At 61.7% G+C, this 20,895-nt stretch carries 19 protein-coding genes; 12 read left to right on the top strand and 7 right to left on the bottom strand.

Features of this window, described 5'->3' with window-relative positions:
• The first annotated feature begins 63 nt into the window (after nt 1-63).
• Nucleotides 64-1,029 (top strand): DUF1853 family protein, encoded by a 966-nt coding sequence (locus tag CFII68_RS16295; RefSeq protein WP_018605803.1) that lies wholly within the window; start codon nt 64-66, stop codon nt 1,027-1,029.
• Nucleotides 1,030-1,132: 103 nt separating this feature from the next.
• Here CFII68_RS16295 and CFII68_RS16300 read toward each other — a convergent pair whose 3' ends face one another.
• A complete protein-coding gene (locus CFII68_RS16300) occupies nt 1,133-2,416 on the bottom strand; it encodes an arsenic transporter (RefSeq protein ID WP_018605801.1) in 1,284 nt (427 codons plus the stop codon).
• A gap of 227 nt (nt 2,417-2,643) precedes the next feature.
• On the bottom strand, nt 2,644-3,201 hold the full coding sequence (locus CFII68_RS16305; RefSeq protein ID WP_018605797.1) for an NADPH-dependent FMN reductase: 558 nt from the start codon (nt 3,199-3,201) through the stop codon (nt 2,644-2,646).
• 185 nt (nt 3,202-3,386) lie between these two features.
• Here CFII68_RS16305 and CFII68_RS16310 point away from each other — a divergent pair, with 185 nt between their 5' ends.
• The gene (locus tag CFII68_RS16310; RefSeq protein WP_014339045.1) at nt 3,387-3,620 is read left to right on the top strand and encodes a hypothetical protein; all 234 of its coding nucleotides are present in this window, start codon (nt 3,387-3,389) and stop codon (nt 3,618-3,620) included.
• A gap of 87 nt (nt 3,621-3,707) precedes the next feature.
• Nucleotides 3,708-4,601 carry a LysR family transcriptional regulator gene (locus CFII68_RS16315; RefSeq protein ID WP_018605793.1) on the top strand — a complete coding sequence of 298 codons (894 nt, stop codon included), beginning with the start codon at nt 3,708-3,710 and terminating at the stop codon, nt 4,599-4,601.
• Here the strand turns inward: CFII68_RS16315 and CFII68_RS16320 are convergent.
• From CFII68_RS16320 to CFII68_RS16335, 4 genes are all read right to left on the bottom strand, one after another.
• Complete coding sequence (locus tag CFII68_RS16320) at nt 4,567-5,181, bottom strand: GNAT family N-acetyltransferase (RefSeq protein ID WP_018605792.1); 615 nt, start codon at nt 5,179-5,181, stop codon at nt 4,567-4,569. The genes CFII68_RS16315 and CFII68_RS16320 overlap by 35 nt on opposite strands.
• A gap of 301 nt (nt 5,182-5,482) precedes the next feature.
• Nucleotides 5,483-6,244: a DNA polymerase III subunit epsilon gene (gene dnaQ / locus CFII68_RS16325; RefSeq protein ID WP_018605790.1), complete on the bottom strand. Its 762-nt coding sequence runs from the start codon at nt 6,242-6,244 to the stop codon at nt 5,483-5,485.
• A gap of 241 nt (nt 6,245-6,485) precedes the next feature.
• A complete protein-coding gene (gene rnhA, locus CFII68_RS16330; RefSeq protein ID WP_003180633.1) occupies nt 6,486-6,938 on the bottom strand; it encodes a ribonuclease HI in 453 nt (150 codons plus the stop codon).
• An 89-nt stretch (nt 6,939-7,027) separates the two neighbouring features.
• Entirely contained in the window at nt 7,028-7,786 is a 759-nt protein-coding gene (locus tag CFII68_RS16335; protein ID WP_018605776.1) for a class I SAM-dependent methyltransferase, read from the bottom strand.
• Between the two features lie 65 nt (nt 7,787-7,851).
• On the opposite strand from CFII68_RS16335, the gene gloB reads away from it, so the two are divergent.
• From gloB to fabI, 8 genes are all read left to right on the top strand, one after another.
• Nucleotides 7,852-8,619, top strand: a complete 768-nt coding sequence (gene gloB / locus CFII68_RS16340) for a hydroxyacylglutathione hydrolase (RefSeq protein WP_018605774.1) — start codon at nt 7,852-7,854, stop codon at nt 8,617-8,619.
• Between the two features lie 99 nt (nt 8,620-8,718).
• A complete protein-coding gene (locus CFII68_RS16345) occupies nt 8,719-10,167 on the top strand; it encodes a transglycosylase SLT domain-containing protein (protein WP_018605773.1) in 1,449 nt (482 codons plus the stop codon).
• A gap of 253 nt (nt 10,168-10,420) precedes the next feature.
• Nucleotides 10,421-12,253, top strand: coding sequence for an extracellular solute-binding protein (locus tag CFII68_RS16350; protein ID WP_018605772.1), 1,833 nt, complete (start codon nt 10,421-10,423; stop codon nt 12,251-12,253).
• A complete protein-coding gene (locus CFII68_RS16355; RefSeq protein ID WP_018605770.1) occupies nt 12,250-14,103 on the top strand; it encodes an extracellular solute-binding protein in 1,854 nt (617 codons plus the stop codon). Before CFII68_RS16350 ends, CFII68_RS16355 begins: the two co-directional genes overlap by 4 nt.
• Before the next feature lie 4 nt (nt 14,104-14,107).
• The gene (locus tag CFII68_RS16360) at nt 14,108-15,181 is read left to right on the top strand and encodes a microcin C ABC transporter permease YejB (RefSeq protein WP_018605768.1); all 1,074 of its coding nucleotides are present in this window, start codon (nt 14,108-14,110) and stop codon (nt 15,179-15,181) included.
• Nucleotide 15,182: 1 nt separating this feature from the next.
• The gene (locus CFII68_RS16365) at nt 15,183-16,202 is read left to right on the top strand and encodes an ABC transporter permease (RefSeq protein WP_018605767.1); all 1,020 of its coding nucleotides are present in this window, start codon (nt 15,183-15,185) and stop codon (nt 16,200-16,202) included.
• A 1-nt stretch (nt 16,203) separates the two neighbouring features.
• Nucleotides 16,204-17,814, top strand: coding sequence for an ABC transporter ATP-binding protein (locus tag CFII68_RS16370; RefSeq protein ID WP_014339033.1), 1,611 nt, complete (start codon nt 16,204-16,206; stop codon nt 17,812-17,814).
• Nucleotides 17,815-17,833: 19 nt separating this feature from the next.
• Complete coding sequence (fabI, locus tag CFII68_RS16375; protein ID WP_014339032.1) at nt 17,834-18,628, top strand: enoyl-ACP reductase FabI; 795 nt, start codon at nt 17,834-17,836, stop codon at nt 18,626-18,628.
• A 195-nt stretch (nt 18,629-18,823) separates the two neighbouring features.
• Here the strand turns inward: fabI and CFII68_RS16380 are convergent, their stop codons facing one another.
• The gene (locus tag CFII68_RS16380; RefSeq protein ID WP_018605766.1) at nt 18,824-19,786 is read right to left on the bottom strand and encodes a diguanylate cyclase; all 963 of its coding nucleotides are present in this window, start codon (nt 19,784-19,786) and stop codon (nt 18,824-18,826) included.
• Nucleotides 19,787-19,924: 138 nt separating this feature from the next.
• Here CFII68_RS16380 and CFII68_RS16385 point away from each other — a divergent pair, with 138 nt between their 5' ends.
• Nucleotides 19,925-20,749, top strand: coding sequence for an AraC family transcriptional regulator (locus tag CFII68_RS16385; protein ID WP_018605765.1), 825 nt, complete (start codon nt 19,925-19,927; stop codon nt 20,747-20,749).
• Nucleotides 20,750-20,895: the final 146 nt, after the last annotated feature.

Raw genomic sequence — 20,895 nt, 5'->3', positions numbered from 1 at the left:
TGGGCGAAAGCGCTCCATAGACAAAATCCTTTAAGCCTTCGTCGCAGCAGCTATGCTCGCAAAATGATCCTGTTCCCTGAATTGCTGGACTTGCCCCGCCGCCTTCGCCATCCCGAAGTGCGCGACCTCGCGTGGGCGATCATCGCCCCGCCGATGCTCATCGACACGCCCTGGCCCCAGCGCCATCCCCTGGCCGGCAGTGACTGGGTACAGGAGCCTGGTCGACTGGAGCACTGGCTGCGGCAACTGGACCGTGACAGCTACCCACTGCTGCACTGCCTGTCCCAAGGGCGGACACGCCGCCTGGGCCTGTATTACGAAAGGCTGTGGCAGTTTGCCGTGCAGCAGGCCCCGGGCATCGAGTTGATCGCCGCGAACCTGCCGATCCGACGCGAAGGCCATACGCTAGGTGAATTGGACCTGCTGCTGCGTGATCGCGACGGCATCCATCACCTGGAACTGGCCATCAAGTTGTACCTCGGCCCCCAGCACGGTAACGGCCTGGACGCCGCGCAATGGCTGGGCCCGGGTTGCCATGACCGGCTCGACCGCAAGCTGGCGCATCTGCGCGAACACCAATTACCAATCTCGGCCCGCCCGGAAAGCCGCGACGCCCTGGCGGCACTGGGTATCGAGCCCTCAGGCATCGAACTGTTTCGCTCCGAACTCTGGCTGGGCGGGTATTTGCTGTACCCCTGGCCGGGCGAGGCCGAACCGCCGGCCGGCGCCCACCCCAGGCATTTGCGCGGTCACTGGCTGCATCAACGGGACTGGCTTGCGTTCATCGCCCAACATCCGCCGGGTCGCTGGCAACCCCTGCCCCGCGCCGCCTGGCTGGCCCCGGCGCATTATCCGGCCGAGCAGACCTGGAGCACTGCGCAACTGGAGGCCTGGCGACTGGACCTGGACCCGATGGCGCCGGCACAACTGATGGTGCGCCTGACTGAAAATACCGAGGGCGAGTGGGAAGAAGCTGAGCGGGTGTTCCTGGTGGCCGATCTCTGGCCGAATGTGCCGGGTAATGGTTGAGTCTTGTACTGCCTGAACGGCCGTCTTCGCGAGCAAGCCCGCTCCCACATTGGAATGCACTCTCCTGTGGGAGCTGGCTTGCTCGCGAAGGGGCCGCTACGGTTTAGAGTGACAACCGCACCGCCAGCGCCGCCAAGGTCACCAACAACACCGGCAGCGTCAGCACAATCCCGACCTTGAAGTAATACCCCCAGCCGATCTGGATGTTCTTGCGTTCCAGCACATGCAGCCACAGCAAGGTCGCCAGGCTGCCGATCGGGGTGATTTTCGGGCCCAGGTCGCTGCCGATGACGTTGGCGTAGATCATCGCCTCCTTCACCACCCCGGTGGCCTGGCTGGCGTCGATGGACAGGGCGCCGATCAGCACCGTTGGCAAATTGTTCATGACCGACGAGAGCAACGCCGTCAGCAGGCCTGTCCCCATGGCCGCACCCCACACGCCATATTCGGCGAAACCGTCGAGCCATTGGGCCAGGTAGCCGGTCAGCCCGGCATTGCGCAGGCCATAGACCACCAGGTACATGCCGAGGGAGAAGATCACGATCTGCCAAGGCGCCTCCTTCATCGCCTTGCGGGTGGAAATCTTGTGGCCACGGGCCGCGACGGCCAGCAGCAGCGCAGCGCAGACCGCCGAGATCGCGCTGATGGGAATCCCCAGTGGCTCCAGGGCAAAGCAGCCCAGCAGCAGGATCACCAGCACCACCCAGCCGGCATAAAACGTTGCCTTGTCGTGGATCGCCGTCGCCGGATCGTCCAGTTGCTCGGGGTCGTAGTCACCCGGAATGTCGCGACGAAAGAACCACATCAATATCGCCAGGCTCGCCGCCACGCTGACCAGGTTCACCGGCACCATGACCGCCGCGTAGCGGTTGAAACCAATGCCGAAGAAGTCCGCCGAGACGATGTTCACCAGGTTCGACACCACCAGCGGCAGGCTCGCGCTGTCGGCAATGAAACCGGCGCCCATCACGAACGCCAGGGTCGCCGCCGGGGAAAACCGCAACGCCAGCAGCATCGAAATCACGATGGGCGTCAGGATCAACGCCGCCCCGTCATTGGCAAACAGGGCCGACACCAGCGCCCCCAGCAGCACCATGAACGCAAACAGCTTGTGCCCGCTGCCCTTTCCCCAACGGGCCACGTGCAAGGCCGCCCAGGCGAAAAAGCCGGCCTCGTCCAGCAGCAGGCTGATGATGATCAGCGCGACAAACGTACCGGTGGCGTTCCAGATGATCTGCCAGACCAGCGCAATGTCGCCGACCTGCACCACCCCGCTCAACAACGCCAGCAGCGCGCCGAGCGTCGCGCTCCAGCCGACGCCAAGCCCCTTGGGCTGCCAGATCACCAGCGTAATGGTCAGCAGGAAAATCAATGACGCGATGAGCATGCACAACAGCCTTGGAAGGTTGATTGAAAAGAGGGAGTCAGACGTGACAAAGAACGGTCTGGTGGTGCGACGGGGCGAATATATCCCACTGTGGGAGCAAGGCTTGCCCGCGATGAAGATATCGCGGTTCGACTGTTAAACCGCGGTGCGGCCATCGCGGGCAAGCCTTGCCCCCACAGAACATCACTTCGCCACAGAAGTGATTGGCTTGAAGTTGCGCAAAGGTATCAAACCTTCTTGTGTTGCTCGACCCACTTGCCGTAGGCATCGATGAATTTCTGCAGGATGGGCCGTACCGAGTCCGACAGGTTGCCCGCCTCGTCAAATGCCGTCCCGGCACCGCTCAGGTAGGCTTCCGGCTGCTGCATGCAGGGCACGTCAAGGAATACCAGCGACTGGCGCAAATGGTGGTTGGCGCCGAAACCACCCATGGCGCCCGGTGAAGCACTGATCACCGCGCCCGGCTTGCCGCTCAGGCAACTCTGGCCGTAGGGACGCGAGCCGACGTCGATGGCGTTTTTCAACGGCGCCGGCACCGAGCGGTTGTACTCAGGCGTGACGAACAACAAAGCATCAGCCGCACCCACCCGCTGACGGAATGTGGTGTAGGCTGCCGGCGGTGTCACATCAATGTCTTCGTTATAAAGTGGCAACTCGCCGATCTCGACAATGTTCAGCTTGAGGTTGGCGGGCGCCAGGTCAGCCAGTGCCAGCGCGACCTTGCGGTTGATCGATGCCTTGCGCAGGCTACCCACCAAAACGGCCACTGTGTAGACATTACTCATGAGAGGCTTCTCGACTATCGGCTCAAAGGAGCCTGTAGTTATAGATGATCGGGGTGACAATTGGACCAGTGGAGCGACGAAAACCTGTCGGCTGGACTATTTTTTTCATGTAGGAAAACTTACCACGCTTGACCAGGGTCTACAGAACCGCAAATCGAGTGATTTATTTCCAGAGGTTCTAAGCAATGGCAGCAGTACTTGTCGGACAATTTCATGCGCGGGACGCCGAAGGTCGCGTCTATTCGGTGCATGAGTTCCAGGAATCGACCCCGTCACCCGACGGAAACGGCAAGGAGCCTGTCACCACTTACAAGCTGGCGATCGGTGATCGAGTCAAGAAACTCAACGAGGACGAGTTTGAATTGGTGCAGACCGGCATCAAGTTGACGCGCGAACCCGAAACACAAATAGCGCTATAACCTGTTGGTTATTAGCAGAAGTCATGCCCGGACTTGGGTTAGGATTCAGCCACTCAATGGCTCACCCGCCGAACATGGACTTCTTGCATGCGTTTACGCCACATCGAAGTGATCCAGGCGCTGCTGCAGACCGGTCACCTCGGCACGGCGGCCGAATGGCTGCAACTGCCGGTGACAGAGGTCGAGGCGATCCTGCGCGATGCCGAGGCCCAGTTGGGCTTCATGCTGTTTGCCAGCGTGCGCGGGCGCCTGCAGGCCACCCGGGAAACCCTTGAACTGCGCGACGGCATCACGCGGGTGTACGACACCCTCGAACCGGTGCAGCGCCTGGCCAGCAGCCTGAAACACTATCAGGCACCACCCTTGCGCATTATCTGCACCCCGCCACTGGCCCAGCAGTTGTTGCCCCAGAGCATCGCCGCCTTGCGTCGCCGCCATCCGGATGCGCCTTGCACCCTGCTCAGCCAACCGACCCGCGACATCGTCCACAGCCTGCTGTTGCGTGAAAGCGACCTGGGCCTGAGCCTGCACGACCCTGAACACCCCGACATCCATTGCCAGATGATCGCCCAGGGCAAGCTGCAATTGCTGGCACCTCACGGCTGGCTGCAACCACGACAAAAATACATTTCGCTCCAGGACCTGGCGGGCCAGCCGTTGGTAGGCCTGGATGGCCATGACCCGTTGAGCCCTGCGTTCGAGCATAAATTGGCGGCACTGCGTCCGGCGCCGATGATCCAGATCCGCGTCCAGACCCATCAGATGATGCGCGCCATGGTCGAGGCCGGCGAAGGCCTGGCCATCGTCGACCCGTTCACCGCCTCGGGAGCCAAGGGCAGTGGCCTGGACGTCTGCCCGGTATCGCCGGCCATTGCGATTGGCCTCTATGCCCTGAGCCTGAACGGCACGCCGCCCTCACCCACCCTCCAATCGCTGCTGGAACGGGTTACGGAACAAGCCGAGGCGTTGTTGAACCACTGATCGACATGCCCAGCGGATCGTCGAACAGCCGGTACCAGAACAGCGCCACTTCGGCGGTATGCCGGTCAATGCCGCGATAGCGCAGGTGATCGATACCGCCGAGCACGTAACCGCAACGCTCATAGAGTCGGCAGGCGCCCAGATTGTTGTTCTGGGTCTCGAGCATGATGCCCGGCAGCTTTTTCTTGCGGCTCCAGAACTGGGCGACATCGAGCAATGCCTTGGCTACTCCGTGGCGACGGGCTGGGGCGTGTACCGCCAACTCGTCGATGTGGGCATAGCCGTTCCAGTTGGTACTGACCACCAGATGCCCCACGGGCTGATCATCGAGATAAGCCATGAAGATCTCGCTGTCCGGGGCATCGCGGAAGCTGCTGAACTCCTCGGGATCGATGCCATAGCACTTGCGATAGGGAACAATAGGTGTCACCGCCCACTGGCTGACGGGCCGGCCGATCTGCGCCGTCCCGTAGTCGTTGACTTCGAAGCTGAAGTCACTGCCCCAGATATAGGCGGCAAAGCCGTCATCGACGACGCGCACCGACAACCCGGGGTGCTTGGGATTCATGACCGGTTGCATACTGGGGAAGGTCCTCATTCCTTGAGACAACCAACGGCGTGGTGCCATCCATTGCCCTTGCCTTTCAAATCTTCACACATCAAGCGGGATCCGTAGCCTGCCCGTTACCTCAGGGTAGAAGGTCGTGGCGATTGTGGCGAGAAATGAACGATGGATAACCTTGCTCGCGATGGTCCCTGTAGGAGCTGGCGAAGCCTGCGATCTTTTGATCTTTCACGCGAGACTCAACTGCCAGGGGAAAGATCGCAGCCTCGCTCCGCTCGGCAGCTTCTACGGAACGACATGGCCTAACAGGGTTTCATCAGTGCGTTGCAGCCTGCGCCTCGGCCAACTGCGTCCACAATGCCGGAGCACCTGCGGACTTGGCGATGGCTTCCAGACGCGCGGCATGTTCGGCCAGGTCGCTTTCGCTGGCGCGGATAATCCGCGATGGCTGGCGCTCAGCGGGCAAACGGCGAATCTCCGAGGCCTGGTTGCCGGAGCCTTCGCCAGTACCGTTGCCGTCCGAGGCGTTGCCGGCCAGGGACAGGCTGGTCTGGCCGCCGGTCATGGTCAGGTAGACGTCGGCCAGGATCTCGGAGTCGAGCAAGGCGCCGTGCAGTTCACGGCCGGAGTTGTCGACGCCGTAGCGCTTGCACAAGGCATCGAGGCTATTGCGCTGCCCAGGGTGGCGTTCCCGGGCCATCATCAGGGTATCGAGAATGGTGCAATGCTGGGTAATGTCAGCCCGGTCGTGCTGGCCCATCAGGGCGAATTCGTTGTTGATGAACCCGACGTCGAACGCCGCGTTGTGGATGATCAACTGCGCGCCCTGGATGAATTCGAAGAACTCATCGGCCACTTCGGCGAAACGCGGCTTGCCCACCAGGAATTCGTTGGTGATGCCGTGGACGCCAATGGCGCCCTCGTCGCTTTCGCGGTCCGGTTGCAGGTACACATGGAAATGGCGACCGGTCAGGCGCCGGCCGATCAGCTCGACACAACCGATTTCAATAATCCGGTGACCATCGGTCACCGGCATGCCGGTGGTTTCGGTATCCAGTACTACAGATCTGTTGGCCATCAGTGTTCAGCTCTCAGCGGGCAGTCTTGCAAAAGCGCGGATGTTAACACGCTCTTGTCGCAAGGGGATTTACCTGGGAGCCAGGCTCTTGCAAGCAAGTGATGAACGAGAGCAAACACTGTGGGAGCAAAGCTTGCTCGCGATGAAGATCATGCGGTCTTTCAGGAAAACCAGGGCGCCTGTGTCGCGAGCAAGCTTTGCTCCCACACAAGCGCCCTGGCCACAGGGGCGCAACCGAGAATCAAGCCTGCTTGTAGCCCCGCACCTCATCGACCCCACGATTGGCCAACTGGTCGGCCCGTTCGTTGCCGTGGTGGCCGATGTGGCCGCGCACCCATTTCCAGGTGACGTTGTGGCGGTTGACCTGTTCATCCAGCAGCTTCCAGAGGTCGGCGTTTTTCACCGGTTCCTTTGCCGCCGTCTTCCAACCGCGCTTCTTCCAGTTGGCCATCCACTCGTTGATGCCTTTCATGACGTACTGCGAGTCGGTCACCAACAACACATCACAGGACCGCTTGAGCTCTTCCAGGCCTCGGATGGCGCCCATCAGCTCCATGCGATTGTTGGTGGTATTGGCTTCGCCGCCCCAGAGTTCCTTCTCCACGCCCTTGCACACCAGCAACGCGCCCCAGCCGCCCGGACCGGGGTTGCCCTTGCAGGCGCCATCAGTGAAGAGTTCTACGCTATCGCTCATGCCAATCTATCCAGGAAAAAATGCAAAGGCCCGCCGATCGGGCCCGACAACACCCGCAGCCCATTACCGGCAAGAACCCTCGAAAAAGGTTACGGCTCGATGTGGCGACGATTGACCTTGGCCATTGGCAAGGGAATCAACTTGCCCATCGGCTCGCGTCGCACCTGACGCACCGGGCGCAGTCCGACCGCGATCTTGCGCGCCACCAGCAGGTAGAAACCGCCGCCGGACAGCTGCCAGTCACCGGCCTTGCGCTCCCAGCCGGCCAGGCGCGCCTGCCACTTGGGCGACGCAAGCGGCGGACGATAGCACCCGAAGCGGCGTTTCTCCAGCGCAAAACCCAGCAGGTTGAGCCAGTCACCGACCCTCGACGCCGAGATGCAGCGGGCCTGGCGCAAGGCGTCGTGGGCAAACACATGACGCAACCCCCAAGTGCTCCAGGGGTTGATGCCGATGATCAACAGATGCCCGCCGGGGCGCACGCTGCTGGCGGCTTCACGCAACAAACCGTGGGGTGACAGGCAGAAATCCAGGCCGTGCTGCATGACCACCACATCGGCGGCATGTTCGCTCAACGGCCAGGCCTGCTCCTCGCAGACGATTTCCACCCCGGGCAACGGCGCCCCCAGGCGTACGTTGCGCTGGACTTGCGGTGCCGACGGCGGGGTTTGCGCCGAGGGCCCGTAGTGCACCAGGTAGCCGCCGAAGAACCGGCCCAACTCGTCTTCGAGCATGCGCCGTTCTTCATCCAGCAAAAATTGCCCGACAGGGCCGGACAGCCATTCACGGGCGGCGCTGATCAACGCCAGCCAGTCAGGATCAGCCTGAGCGAACGCTTCATCGGTCATTGCATTCTCCAACGCGTCAGGAAGTTCTAAGATGCGCCTTTGTTTTCCGCTTGGCGAATTCCACGATGATACAGATCAGTGCCCTGCCCGCATTCACCGATAACTACATCTGGTTGTTACAGGACCACGCCACCCAGCGCTGCGCCGTGGTCGACCCGGGTGACGCCGCACCGGTGCAGGCCTGGCTCGAGGCCCATCCGGGCTGGGTCCTGAGCGATATCTTGATCACCCATCATCACCATGATCATGTCGGCGGCGTCCAGGCGCTGAAGAAAGCGACGAACGCCACCGTTTACGGCCCGGCCAGCGAAAACATCCCGGCGCGGGACCAGGCCCTGCATGACAACGACCAGGTCAGCGTGCTCGGCTGGGACTTCGATGTCTACGCCGTGCCGGGCCATACCCTGGGGCACATCGCCTACTACCACCACGGCCTGCTGTTCTGTGGCGATACCCTGTTCGCCGCCGGTTGCGGTCGGCTCTTCGAAGGCACGCCTGCGCAAATGCACCACTCGCTCAGTCGCCTCGCCGCCCTGCCTGAAGATACGCTGGTCTACTGCACCCACGAATATACCCTCAGCAACCTGAAGTTCGCGGCCGCCGTGGAGCCCGGCAACCCGGACATCGTCGCCCGCCTGGAAAAAGTCAGCCGGCAACGCAGCGAAGGCATCATGACGCTGCCCTCGACCCTGGCCCTGGAAAAACTCACCAATCCGTTCCTGCGCACGACTGAAACATCCGTTAAACAAAAAGCGGACGAACGGAACGGCCAGCGAAACCAGACGCCGAGTGAGGTTTTTGCGGCCTTGAGGGCTTGGAAAGATACGTTCTAAGGCAGCTATCGATTGATACAAAAATTCTGAAAGGTTGACCTGTTGGGGTGCGCTTCCTAGAATCGGCCGACATTTTTGCCCGGAACTTACTTCCAGCCAATGTCGTCATCTATACGCAGGTCCGTCCAGTCAGACACATTGACCCGCTTGGCTCAAGCCATCGCGGTGGCTGTGTCCGCCACCTTGGCGGGCTGCCAGAGCACGAGCCAGCCGCCGCAGACCGACGCGGCGCACACCCCGAATATCGCCGCTCGCGCCAAACAGAAGCCGGTATGGCTCACCGAGAAACCCAGCCCCCAAGTACCCCAGGACGTCTGGGAACGCATGCGCCAGGGCTTCCAGCTGCAGGAAACAGCCGGCGTCAACCCGCGTATCGAGCAACAGCGCCTGTGGTTCGCCAGCAACCCCTCCTTCCTGGAGAACGCCGGTGAACGCGGCAGCCTGTACATCCATTACATCGTCGAACGCCTCGAAGAGCGCAACATGCCGCTGGAGCTGGCACTACTGCCGGTGATCGAGAGTGCCTACAACCCCATGGCCTATTCCCGGGCCAACGCGGTGGGCCTGTGGCAATTCATCCCGTCCACGGGGCGTTACTTCAACCTGCGCCAGACCCGCTTCTATGACGGGCGTCGCGACATCACCGCTTCCACCACGGCCGCCATGGACTACCTGACGCGCCTGCACGACATGTTCAACGGCGACTGGTTGCTGGCGCTGGCGGCCTACAACGCTGGCGAAGGCACGGTCAGTCGCGCCATCGAGCGCAACGAGAAGCTTGGCCTGCCCACCGACTACTGGAACCTGCCGCTGCCCAGCGAGACCCAGGCCTATGTGCCGAAGCTGCTGGCGCTGTCCCAGGTGGTGCTCTCGCCCGATGCCTATGGCGTGAACCTCAACCCGATCGCCAACGAACCCTATTTCCAGGTCGTCGAGATCAACCAGCGCATGGACCTGTCCAAGGTCGCGGCGGTGGCCAACATCGATGAAGACGAGCTGTTCCAGCTCAACCCGGCCTTCAAGCAGCGCACCACCATCGACGGCCCGCAGCACCTGCTGGTACCCACCTCCAAGGCTCAATTGCTGACCGCCAGCCTGTCGACCATGCGCCCGGAAGAGCTGATCAGCCAGCGCTCGCTCAAACCGGTCTTCGAATCGGCCGATGACAGCGACGTGGCAGGTGCGAAGCGCACCTACCGCGTCAAGCGCGGCGACAACCTGGCCCAGATCGCCAAGGCCAACAACGTCCAGACCAAGGACCTGCAACGCTGGAACAGACTCAGCGGCAACAAGCTCAAGGTCGGCCAGACCCTGGTGATGCAGGATGCCAAGGCCAGCAAGGCCACTGGCAAGCGCATCAGCACCGTGGTGGCCGCCAATAGCAAGGACCCGAAGAAGCAGACCCAGTACAAGGTCAAGCAGGGTGATTCGCTGTACGTCGTCGCCAAGCGCTTCAACGTGGAAATGCAGCACCTCAAGCGCTGGAACCCGCGGATGGGCAAGGCACTCAAGCCTGGGCAGATGCTAACGGTCTATTCCCCGCACTGAGATGACCGGGGAGCTTTGTGTGGTGAGGGCCTCATCTGTGGGGGCAAGGCATGTGGGAGCAAGGCTTGCCCGCGATGGCCGCACCGCGGTTTAACAGTTGAACCGCGATATCGTTCATCGCGGGCAAGCCTTGCTCCCACAGGTATCCGCTTAGCTGACTGGCATCCCCTCTAAACCCCGCCTTTTTCCTGCCGATACAAGCTGTTACTGTACAGGCCATAAAAGCCCAAGCCGCCTGGATCGGATCTCATACTTGATACGTCCCCTCCTCCTGCTCCTGATCAGCCTGGCCTTGAGCTCTCCCGCCAGCGCAGCCATCAGCGAAAGCCATGGCTATGCGCAGTTCGGCACGCTCAAGTACCCGGCCAGATTCACCCACTTCGACTGGGTCAACCCGCAAGCGCCCAAGGGCGGAGTCTTGCGGGTCATGGCATTCGGCACCTTCGATACGCTCAACCCCTACACGTTCAAGGGCAGCAGCCCGGTTTCCACGCCTAACTTCCTGCAGTACGGCATCAATGAGCTGAACGAACCATTGATGGTCGGCACTGGCCAGTACGCCCCCTCCGGTGACGAACCGACGTCGAGCTATGGCCTGATCGCCCAGTCGGTGGAATACAGCGAAGACCGCAGCTGGGTGGTTTTCAACCTGCGCCCCGAAGCGCGGTTTCACGATGGCGTACCCATCACCGCCTATGACGTGGCGTTCTCCTACAGGACGCTGCTCAAGGACGGCCACCCGCAGTACCGCACCAACCTGCAGGAAGTGCTGCGGGTCGACATTCTCAACCCGCTGAAAATCCGCTTTGTCTTCAAGCGTGCGGGCAATCCGCTGCTGATCCTGCGCCTGGGTGAACTGCCGGTGTTGCCCCAGCATTACTGGAAAAACCGCGATTTCAAGGCGACGACCTTCGAACCGCCCCTGGGCAGCGGGCCGTATCGCATCACCAAAGTGCAACCAGGCCGCCAACTGGTGTTCGAGCGGGTCAAGAACTACTGGGGCAAGGACCTGCCGGTCAATCGCGGCAAATACAACTACGACCGCATGGACGTGGAGTTCTACCGCGACAGCGAAGTCGCCTTCGAAGCCTTCAAGGCTGGCGAGTTCGATATCTACATCGAACACCAGGCCAAGAACTGGGCCAACGGCTATCAGTTCCCGGCGGTCAACCGGGGCGATGTCATCAAGGCGCAAATCCCCCACCAGATCCCGACCCAGACCCAAGGCCTGTTCATGAACACCCGGCGCAGCACGTTTGCCGAGGTCAAGGTACGTGAAGCCTTGGGGCTGATGTTCGATTTCGAGTGGACCAACCGCACCCTGTTCAGCGGCGCCTACAAGCGCACCCTCAGTTACTACCCCAACAGCGAATTCTCCGCCACCGGCCTGCCGGTGGGCCATGAATGGCTGTTGCTCAAGCCGTATCGGGAACAATTGCCGCCCACACTGCTCACCGAACCCTTCAGCTTGCCCAAGACCGACGGGCGCGGCATCCCCCGGGAAACCTTGCGCAAGGCCCTGGGGCTCTTGAAGGAAGCCGGCTGGAGCCTTAACGGCCAGCGCCTGCTCAATGCCGACAGCCAGCCCCTGAGTTTCGAAATCCTGCTGGTGAACCCGAACCTTGAGCGCATCCTGCAGCCCTACGTCGAAAACCTCGCCAGCATCGGCATCCAGGCCCGGTTGCGCACAGTGGATCGCGCCCAGTACAAACAGCGCCTGGACCAGTTCGATTTCGACATGATCCTGCTGACCTTGGGCCAGACCCTCAGCCCGGGCCTTGAGCAATGGCAGTACTTCCACTCCAGCCAGGTCGGGGTCAAGGGCAGCAAGAACTACGCGGGGATCGCCAACCCGGTGGTCGACCACCTGCTGGAAAAATTGCTCGCCGCCCAGACCCGCGACGAACAGGTCGCCGCCGGCAAAGCCCTGGATCGCGTGCTGTTGTGGCAGCATTACTGCATTCCCAACTGGTATCTCAATTATCATCGCCTGGCGTACCGCAACCGGTTCGCCTTCGTCACCACGCCGCCCTACACCCTGGGCCTGAGCGCATGGTGGCTGAAATCTTCGGAGAAAGATCAATGAAGCCTCTACGTGCCCTGCTTCTGCAGGCCAGCAGCCTGTTATTCGCCGGGTTGGCCTGCGCCGCGCCACAGCACGCCTTGACCTTGTACAACGAGCCGCCGAAATACCCGGCGAACTTCAAGCATTTCGACTACGTCAACCCGGATGCGCCCAAGGGCGGCATCTTCCGCCAGGGCGGCTTTGGGGGTTTCGACAGCCTCAACCCATTCATCAGCAAAGGCGTGCCGGCCGATGACATCGGCCTGATCTACGACACCCTGGCCAAGCAGGGCCTGGACGAACCTTTCACCGAATATGGCCTGATCGCCGAAAAAATCGAGAAAGCCCCGGACAATGCCTGGGTGCGCTTCTACCTACGCCCCGAAGCCCGCTTCAACGACGGCCACCCGGTACGGGCAGAAGACGTGGTCTTCAGCTTCCAGACCCTGACCAGGGACGGCGCGCCGATGTTTCGCGGCTATTACAACGATGTTGCCGACGTCATTGCCGAAGACCCACTCAAGGTCCTGTTCAAGTTCAAGCACACCAACAATCGCGAACTGCCGTTGATCCTCGGCCAACTGCCGGTATTGCCGAAGCACTGGTGGGCCGAGCGCGACTTCAGCAAGGGCAACCTGGAAATCCCCCTGGGCAGCGGCCCCTACAAGGTTGCCGAAGTGAAGGCCGGTCGCTCGATCCGCTATGAGCGGGTGAAGGACTATTGGGGCAAAGACCTGGCGGTCAATCGCGGCTTCTACAATTTCGACGTACTGGTCACCGACTACTACCGCGACAACACCGTCGCGGTCGAGGCCTTGAAAGCCGGTCAATTCGATTTCTGGTTGGAGATGACCGCCAAGAACTGGGCCAATGCCTACAACATCCCAGCCGTGACCGAGGGCCGGCTGATCAAGGAACAGATCCCCAACGGCAACCCCACCGGCATGCAGGGCTTTATCTACAACCTGCGCCGGCCGATCTTCCAGGATGTCCGGGTACGCAAGGCCTTGAGCCTGCTCCTCGATTTCGAGTGGACCAACAAACAACTGTTCAACGGCGCCTACGCTCGCACCCGCAGCTACTTCGAGAATTCGGACATGGCCGCCACCGGCCTGCCCGGCGAAGACGAACTGAAGATTCTCGAGCCCCTGCGCGGCAAGATTCCCGAGCAAGTCTTCACCGACGCCTTCCAGCCTTCAATGTGCGACGGCAGCGGCATGATCCGCGACCAGCAGCGCAAGGCCTACCAATTGCTGCAGGAAGCCGGCTGGCGCATCGTCGACGACAAGATGGTCGATGCCCAGGGCAAACCGGTGGTGCTGGAGTTCCTGCTGGCCCAGACCGAGTTCGAACGGATACTGCTGCCGTTCAAGCGCAACCTGAGCGACCTGGGCATCGAGCTGATCATCCGCCGAGTCGACGTCTCCCAGTTCGTCAACCGCGTACGCTCCCGAGACTTCGACCTGGTGGTGGGCAGCTTCCCGCAATCCAGCTCGCCGGGTAACGAACAGCGCGAGTTCTGGATGTCGGCCGCCGCCGACAAGCCCGGCAGCCGCAACACCATGGGCCTGAAGGATCCGGCCGTGGACCAACTGGTGGAACAACTGATCAACGCCGATTCGCGCAAGAGCCTGGTGGCCCACGCCCGAGCACTGGACCGGGTTTTGCAGTGGGGCTACTACGTGATTCCCAACTGGCACATCAAGACCTGGCGCGTGGCCTACTGGAATCACATTGGTCATCCGAAAATCACGCCAACCTATGACATCGGCACCACCACCTGGTGGGTCAAGCCGGAGGTCAAGCCGGCCGATGAAGTAGAGAAGCAGGTCATCGAGCAGCAAATCGCCGCCCCTGCGAGCGTGGAGTAACAAGATGCTGGCTTATATTTTTCGGCGACTGCTGCTGATCATCCCGACCCTGTTCGGCATTCTGCTGATCAACTTCGTCATCATCCAGGCCGCGCCCGGCGGGCCGGTGGAACAGATGATCGCCAAGCTCGAGGGCTTCGAAGGCGCCACCAGCCGCATTGCCGGCGGCGGTGCCGAAGTGGCGGTGGCCGGCTCCTCGTACCGCGGTGCCCAGGGCCTGGATCCGGCACTGGTCAAGGAAATCGAGCACATGTACGGCTTCGACAAGTCGGCGCCCGAACGCCTGTGGATCATGATCAAGAACTACGCCCACCTGGACTTCGGCGACAGTTTCTTCCGCGATGCCAAGGTCATCGACCTGATCAAGGAAAAGATGCCGGTGTCCATCTCCCTCGGGTTGTGGAGCACGCTGATCATGTACCTGGTGTCGATCCCGCTGGGGATCGCCAAGGCCACGCGCCACGGCAGCCATTTCGATGTCTGGACCAGCTCGGCCATCATCGTCGGCTACGCGATCCCGTCATTCCTGTTCGCCATCCTGCTGATCGTGGTGTTTGCCGGCGGCAGTTATTTCGACTGGTTCCCGTTGCGCGGGCTGACCTCCAACAACTTCGACGAATTGAGCATGGGCGGCAAGATCCTCGATTACTTCTGGCACCTGGCCTTGCCCGTGACCGCCCTGGTGATCGGCAACTTCGCGACCATGACCCTGCTAACCAAGAACAGCTTCCTCGACGAAATCAACAAGCAATACGTGGTCACCGCCAAGGCCAAGGGCCTGACCCGCCATCGGGTGCTCTACGGCCACGTATTCCGCAACGCCATGCTGCTGGTGATCGCCGGCTTCCCTTCGGCCTTCATCGGGATCTTCTTTACCGGCTCCCTGCTGGTGGAAGTGATCTTCTCCCTCGACGGTCTGGGCCTGATGAGTTTCGAAGCGGCGATCAACCGCGACTATCCGGTGGTGTTCGGCACCCTGTTCATCTTCACCTTGCTGGGGCTGGTGGTGAAACTGATCGGCGACTTGACCTACACCTTTGTCGATCCGCGCATCGACTTCGAAAGCCGGGAGCATTGAGATGAACCTGTCCCCTCTCAATCGCCGCCGCTTCGAACTGTTCAAGGCCAACAAGCGTGGCTGGTGGTCACTGTGGCTGTTCCTGATCCTGTTCGGGCTGAGCCTGGGCGCCGAGTTGATCGCCAACGACAAGCCGCTGGTGGTGCATTACGACGACGGCTGGTACTTCCCGGCGCTCAAGCGCTACCCGGAAACCACGTTCGGCGGCGAGTTCCCGCTGGAAGCCAACTACAAGAGCCCCTACATCCGCGAACTGCTGGCGACCAAGGACGCCTGGGTGCTGTGGGCACCGATTCCGTTCAGCTACCAGAGCATCAACTACGACCTGAAGGTCCCGGCCCCGGCGCCGCCCTCTTCGGTGAACTGGCTGGGCACTGACGACCAGGGTCGCGATGTCCTGGCCCGGGTCATCTATGGCTTCCGCATCTCGGTACTGTTTGCCCTGACGCTGACCGTGCTCAGCTCGATCATCGGCGTGATCGCCGGCGCCCTGCAGGGCTTCTATGGCGGCTGGGTGGACCTGGCCGGCCAACGTTTCCTGGAAATCTGGTCGGGGTTGCCGGTGCTGTACTTGCTGATCATCCTGGCCAGTTTCGTGCAGCCCAACTTCTGGTGGCTGCTGGGCATCATGCTGCTGTTTTCCTGGATGAGCCTGGTAGACGTGGTCCGTGCCGAGTTCCTGCGCGGGCGCAACCTCGAATACGTGCGCGCCGCCCGGGCCCTGGGCATGCAGAACGGCGCGATCATGTTCCGCCACATCCTGCCCAACGCCATGGTCTCGACCATGACGTTCATGCCGTTCATCCTCACCGGCGCCATCGGCACCCTCACCGCCCTGGATTTCCTCGGCTTTGGCCTGCCGCCGGGCGCGCCGTCGCTGGGCGAGCTGGTGGCCCAGGGCAAATCCAACCTCCAGGCGCCGTGGCTGGGCATCAGCGCGTTCGCCGTGCTGGCCGTGATGCTGAGCCTGTTGGTGTTCATCGGCGAGTCCGCTCGCGATGCCTTCGATCCGAGGAAGTGATATGAACCAGGATAATCTGATCGAAGTGCGCGACCTGGCGGTGGAGTTCATTGTCGGCGAGCGTCGCCAGCGTGTGGTCGAGGGCGTCAGCTTCGATATCAAGCGCGGCGAAACCCTGGCCCTGGTGGGTGAAAGCGGCTCGGGCAAATCGGTCACCGCCCACTCGATCCTGCGGTTGCTGCCCTACCCGCTGGCCCATCACCCCACCGGCACTATCCAGTACGCCGGCCAGAATTTGCTGGGTTTGAAGGAAAAAACCATCCGGCATATCCGTGGCAATCGGATCGCGATGATCTTCCAGGAGCCGATGACCTCCCTCAACCCGCTGCACTCCATTGAAAAACAGATCAATGAAGTGCTCGGCATCCACAAGGGCCTGAGCGGCAAGGTCGCGACCCGCCGCACCCTCGAGTTGCTGGAACTGGTCGGCATCCCCGAGCCCCACAAGCGCCTCAAGGCCCTGCCCCACGAGCTGTCCGGCGGCCAGCGCCAGCGGGTGATGATCGCCATGGCCCTGGCCAACGAGCCGGAACTGCTGATCGCCGACGAGCCGACCACCGCGCTGGATGTCACCGTCCAGCTGAAAATCCTCCAACTGCTCAAGGAATTGCAGGCGCGATTGGGCATGTCGCTGCTGCTGATCAGCCACGATTTGAACCTTGTGCGAAGAATTGCGCATCGCGTATGTGTCATGCAGCGCGGTTGCATCGTCGAACAGGCATCGTGCGAAGAGTTGTTCCGCGCACCGCAGCATCCGTACACTCGGGAACTGCTGGGCGCCGAGCCCAGCGGCACCCCGGCGAACAACGTTGTCGGCCCGCCGTTGTTGCAGGTCGAGGACCTGAAAGTCTGGTTCCCGATCAAGAAAGGCCTGTTCAAGCGCACGGTAGACTACATCAAGGCCGTGGACGGTATCCGCTTCAGCCTGCCCCAGGGCCAGACCCTGGGTATCGTCGGCGAAAGCGGTTCCGGCAAATCCACCCTGGGGCTGGCAATCCTGCGGTTGATCGGCAGCCAGGGCGGGATCCGCTTCGAGGGCAAGCAGCTGGACAGCCTGACGCAGCAACAAGTCCGGCCGCTACGCCGGGAGATGCAAGTGGTGTTTCAGGACCCGTTTGGCAGCCTGAGCCCACGGATGTGTGTAAGCCAGATCGTCGGCGAAGGCCTGCGGATCCACAAGATCGGCACCGAAGCCGAACAGGAACAAGCGATAATTGCGGCATTGAAGGAGGTAGGCCTGGACCCGGAAACCCGGAACCGCTACCCCCATGAATTTTCCGGAGGGCAACGGCAGCGTATCGCCATTGCCCGGGCCCTGGTGCTCAAGCCGGCGTTGATTCTGCTGGATGAACCGACGTCGGCCCTGGACCGTACCGTGCAACGCCAAGTGGTGGAGCTGTTGCGGTCGTTGCAAACCAAGTACAACCTGACGTACCTGTTTATCAGCCATGACCTGGCTGTCGTCAAAGCGCTGAGCCACCAGTTGATGGTGGTCAAGCATGGCCAAGTGGTCGAACAAGGTGATGCCCGCAGCATATTCGCCGCGCCGCAGCACCCCTATACACAGCAGTTGCTGGAGGCCGCCTTCCTGGCCCCAACAACTGCCGAATAACCTGAAAGAGGAGCAACACATGGGTTTTCTCGCCGGTAAGCGCGTACTGATCGTCGGTGTCGCCAGCAAGCTGTCCATCGCATCCGGCATCGCCGCCGCCATGCATCGCGAGGGCGCTGAGCTTGCCTTCACTTATCAGAACGACAAACTCAAGGGTCGTGTCGAAGAGTTCGCACAGGGCTGGGGTTCGAGCCCTGAGCTGTGCTTCCCGTGCGACGTGGCCAGCGATGAAGAAATCGCCAAGGTCTTCGAACAACTGAGCAAGAAGTGGGACGGCCTGGACTGCATCGTGCACTCCGTGGGCTTCGCCCCGGGCGACCAACTGGACGGCGACTTCACCGAAGCCACCACCCGTGAAGGTTTCCGCATTGCCCACGACATCAGCGCCTACAGCTTCGTGGCCCTGGCCAAGGCCGGTCGCGAAATGATGAAAGGCCGCAACGGCAGCCTGCTGACCCTGTCGTACCTGGGCGCCGAGCGCACCATGCCGAACTACAACGTCATGGGCATGGCCAAGGCTTCCCTGGAAGCCGGCGTCCGTTACCTGGCCGGCTCCCTGGGCCCGGACGGCACCCGCGTCAACTGCGTATCGGCAGGCCCGATCCGCACCCTCGCCGCTTCCGGCATCAAGAACTTCCGCAAGATGCTGGCCGCCAACGAAGCGCAAACCCCGCTGCGTCGCAACGTCACCATCGAAGAAGTCGGCAACGCCGGCGCCTTCCTGTGCTCGGACCTGGCATCGGGCATCAGCGGTGAAATCATGTACGTGGACGGCGGCTTCAACACCACCGCCATGGGCAACATCGAAGAGTAATCTTCACGTTGCAGCAAAAACGCCGCTTGCCCTGGAAAGGCCAAGCGGCGTTTTTTTATGCCCACTACAAATCCCTTGTGGGAGCGAGCCTGCTCGCGATTGCGGTGGGTCAGTTGACATAAATATTGAGTGTGACTCGGTCATCGCGAGCAGGCTCGCTCCCACAGGGATAGGCGGTGGCCTGATCAGTCTATGTTAGCTGCGTAACGCCTGTTTCTGCGTGTACATCGCCGCATCCGCGTCCGCCAGTAGCGTGTCGATCGACTGATGGCGCTGGGCGTCGTACTCGATCTGGCCGACACTGAAACGAATGTCATAGCCACGCTGCAACATCGCATTGCGCTCATCAAGGATTTCCTTGAGCCGCACCATGATCGCCGCTGTCTCGACACGGGAAGAACCGGTGAGCAGTGCCACGAACTCATCACCGCCCAAGCGCCCGATCACGTCACTTTCGCGAAAGGCGATACGCAGCACATCGGCGAAGGTTTTCAGCGCGCTGTCACCCTCGGCATGCCCATAACGGTCGTTGATCGGCTTGAAGTCGTTGAGGTCGAAGAACAGCAACGTCGCCGGCCGCGACAAGCGATCACACACATTCAAGGCATGCTGGGCCAACGTCCTGAAGCCACGCCGATTGGATAACAACGTCAGCTCGTCCATGCTCGCCATCTGCACCGCGACCATTTCCTGCTCGGCCATGCGCGCCAGGTCACGCAGCAGCTCGCGCTCTTCGTCATTGAGCTTGCGCGGCCGGGTGTCGAGCAGGCACAACGTGCCAAGCTTGCTGCCGTCCTCGAGCCCCAGCGGATACCCGGCGTAGAAGCGAATGCCTGGTTTGTCCGTGACCAACGGGTTGTCGTGGAAGCGCTCGTCCTGTTCCGCGTCGCAGATCTCCAGGATCTGATCCTGCAAAATCGCATGCCCACAAAACGAAACGTCCCGCGGGGTTTCGCTGGCGTCCAGGCCCGCGCTGGACTTGAACCATTGCCGGTTGGCGTCCACCAGGGACACCAGGGCGATGGGCACGTCAAACAGGCGTCGGGCAAGGCGGGTCAGGCGGTCAAACCGCTCTTCGGGTGCGGTATCCAGCAGCTTGAGCGAGTGCAGATTCTTGAGGCGATCGGCTTCGTCGTCCGGTTTGCGTGGCACAAGCATCGGAAACTCCATTGGCAGGACTTCATGAAGTCTAGCCCAGGACCAATGCCGTTCAAACCGAACGGCTAAATCCCACGGGCATTTGCCGGCCAGGGCTAATACACTGCCACTCAAGGTTCAAGACGAGGATGCTGACCGATGAAGCACGCCCCCCATGACGACGCCCCACGCTTCTGGCGCGACGCGGCCCTGCCCTTCATCGAAGCCCGGGCCATCGGCGACGGGCGCAAGGTCTGCTACTCGCGCCATTCCCATGACCACTTTTCCATCGGCGCGATCACCGCCGGGCGCAGCACCTACCTTCACGAACGCTCGAACTTCCAGGTGGAGAGCGGCACGGTGGTGCTGATGAACCCCGGCGACGTCCACGCGTGCAACCCGATCGACGATCAGCCGTGGTCCTACGTGATGCTGTACGTCGACACCCTGTGGCTCAGGGACCTGCAGCGCCGTATCGGCTTTGACGAAAACCTGGATTTCCAGGGCTTCGCCACCACGCACAGCCGCGACGTGGAACTGTTTGCCGCGCTGGGGAAGCTGTATGAGCAATTGGTGGACGCGCAACTCGACACCGCCCACAAACACGCCGCCGCCGAGGCGTTTTTCATCGACCTGCAACAGCGGCTCAACCCTGCCGGTCGCCCGGATCGTGGCAGCCATCCGGGGCTGATGAGGGCGGCGCAATTCATCCACGACCATTGCAGCGAAGCCTTGAAGCTCGAAGACATCTGCACCGCCGCGCAACTGTCGCCGTCCTACCTGAGCCGAGCCTTCAAGCGCCATTACGGGATGACGCCCCACGCCTTCCTGGTCAACCGCCGGATCCAGTTTGCCCGGCACCAATTACGCGAAGGCAAGCTGATCGCCGACGTGGCGCTGGACAGCGGGTTTGCCGACCAGGCGCATTTCCAGCGCGCATTCAAGCAACACCTGGCGGCTACGCCCGGGCAATATCGCGGCTGACCACCTCGCTGTTGTGGCGAGGGGATTTATCCCCGCTGGGGCGCGAAGCGACCCTAAAACCTGACAACTCGGTGCATCAGATAGATCCAGGGGCTGCTGCGCAGCCCAGCGGGGCGGTGCGACGTTTCGCTAAATCCCCTCGCCAC

The sequence above is a fragment of the Pseudomonas sp. CFII68 genome, from assembly GCF_000416195.1.
GTDB classification, from domain to species: domain Bacteria; phylum Pseudomonadota; class Gammaproteobacteria; order Pseudomonadales; family Pseudomonadaceae; genus Aquipseudomonas; species Aquipseudomonas kilonensis.
Note: the sequence above shows the minus strand (reverse complement) of the source record. Positions and strands in the feature narration are given on the sequence as shown.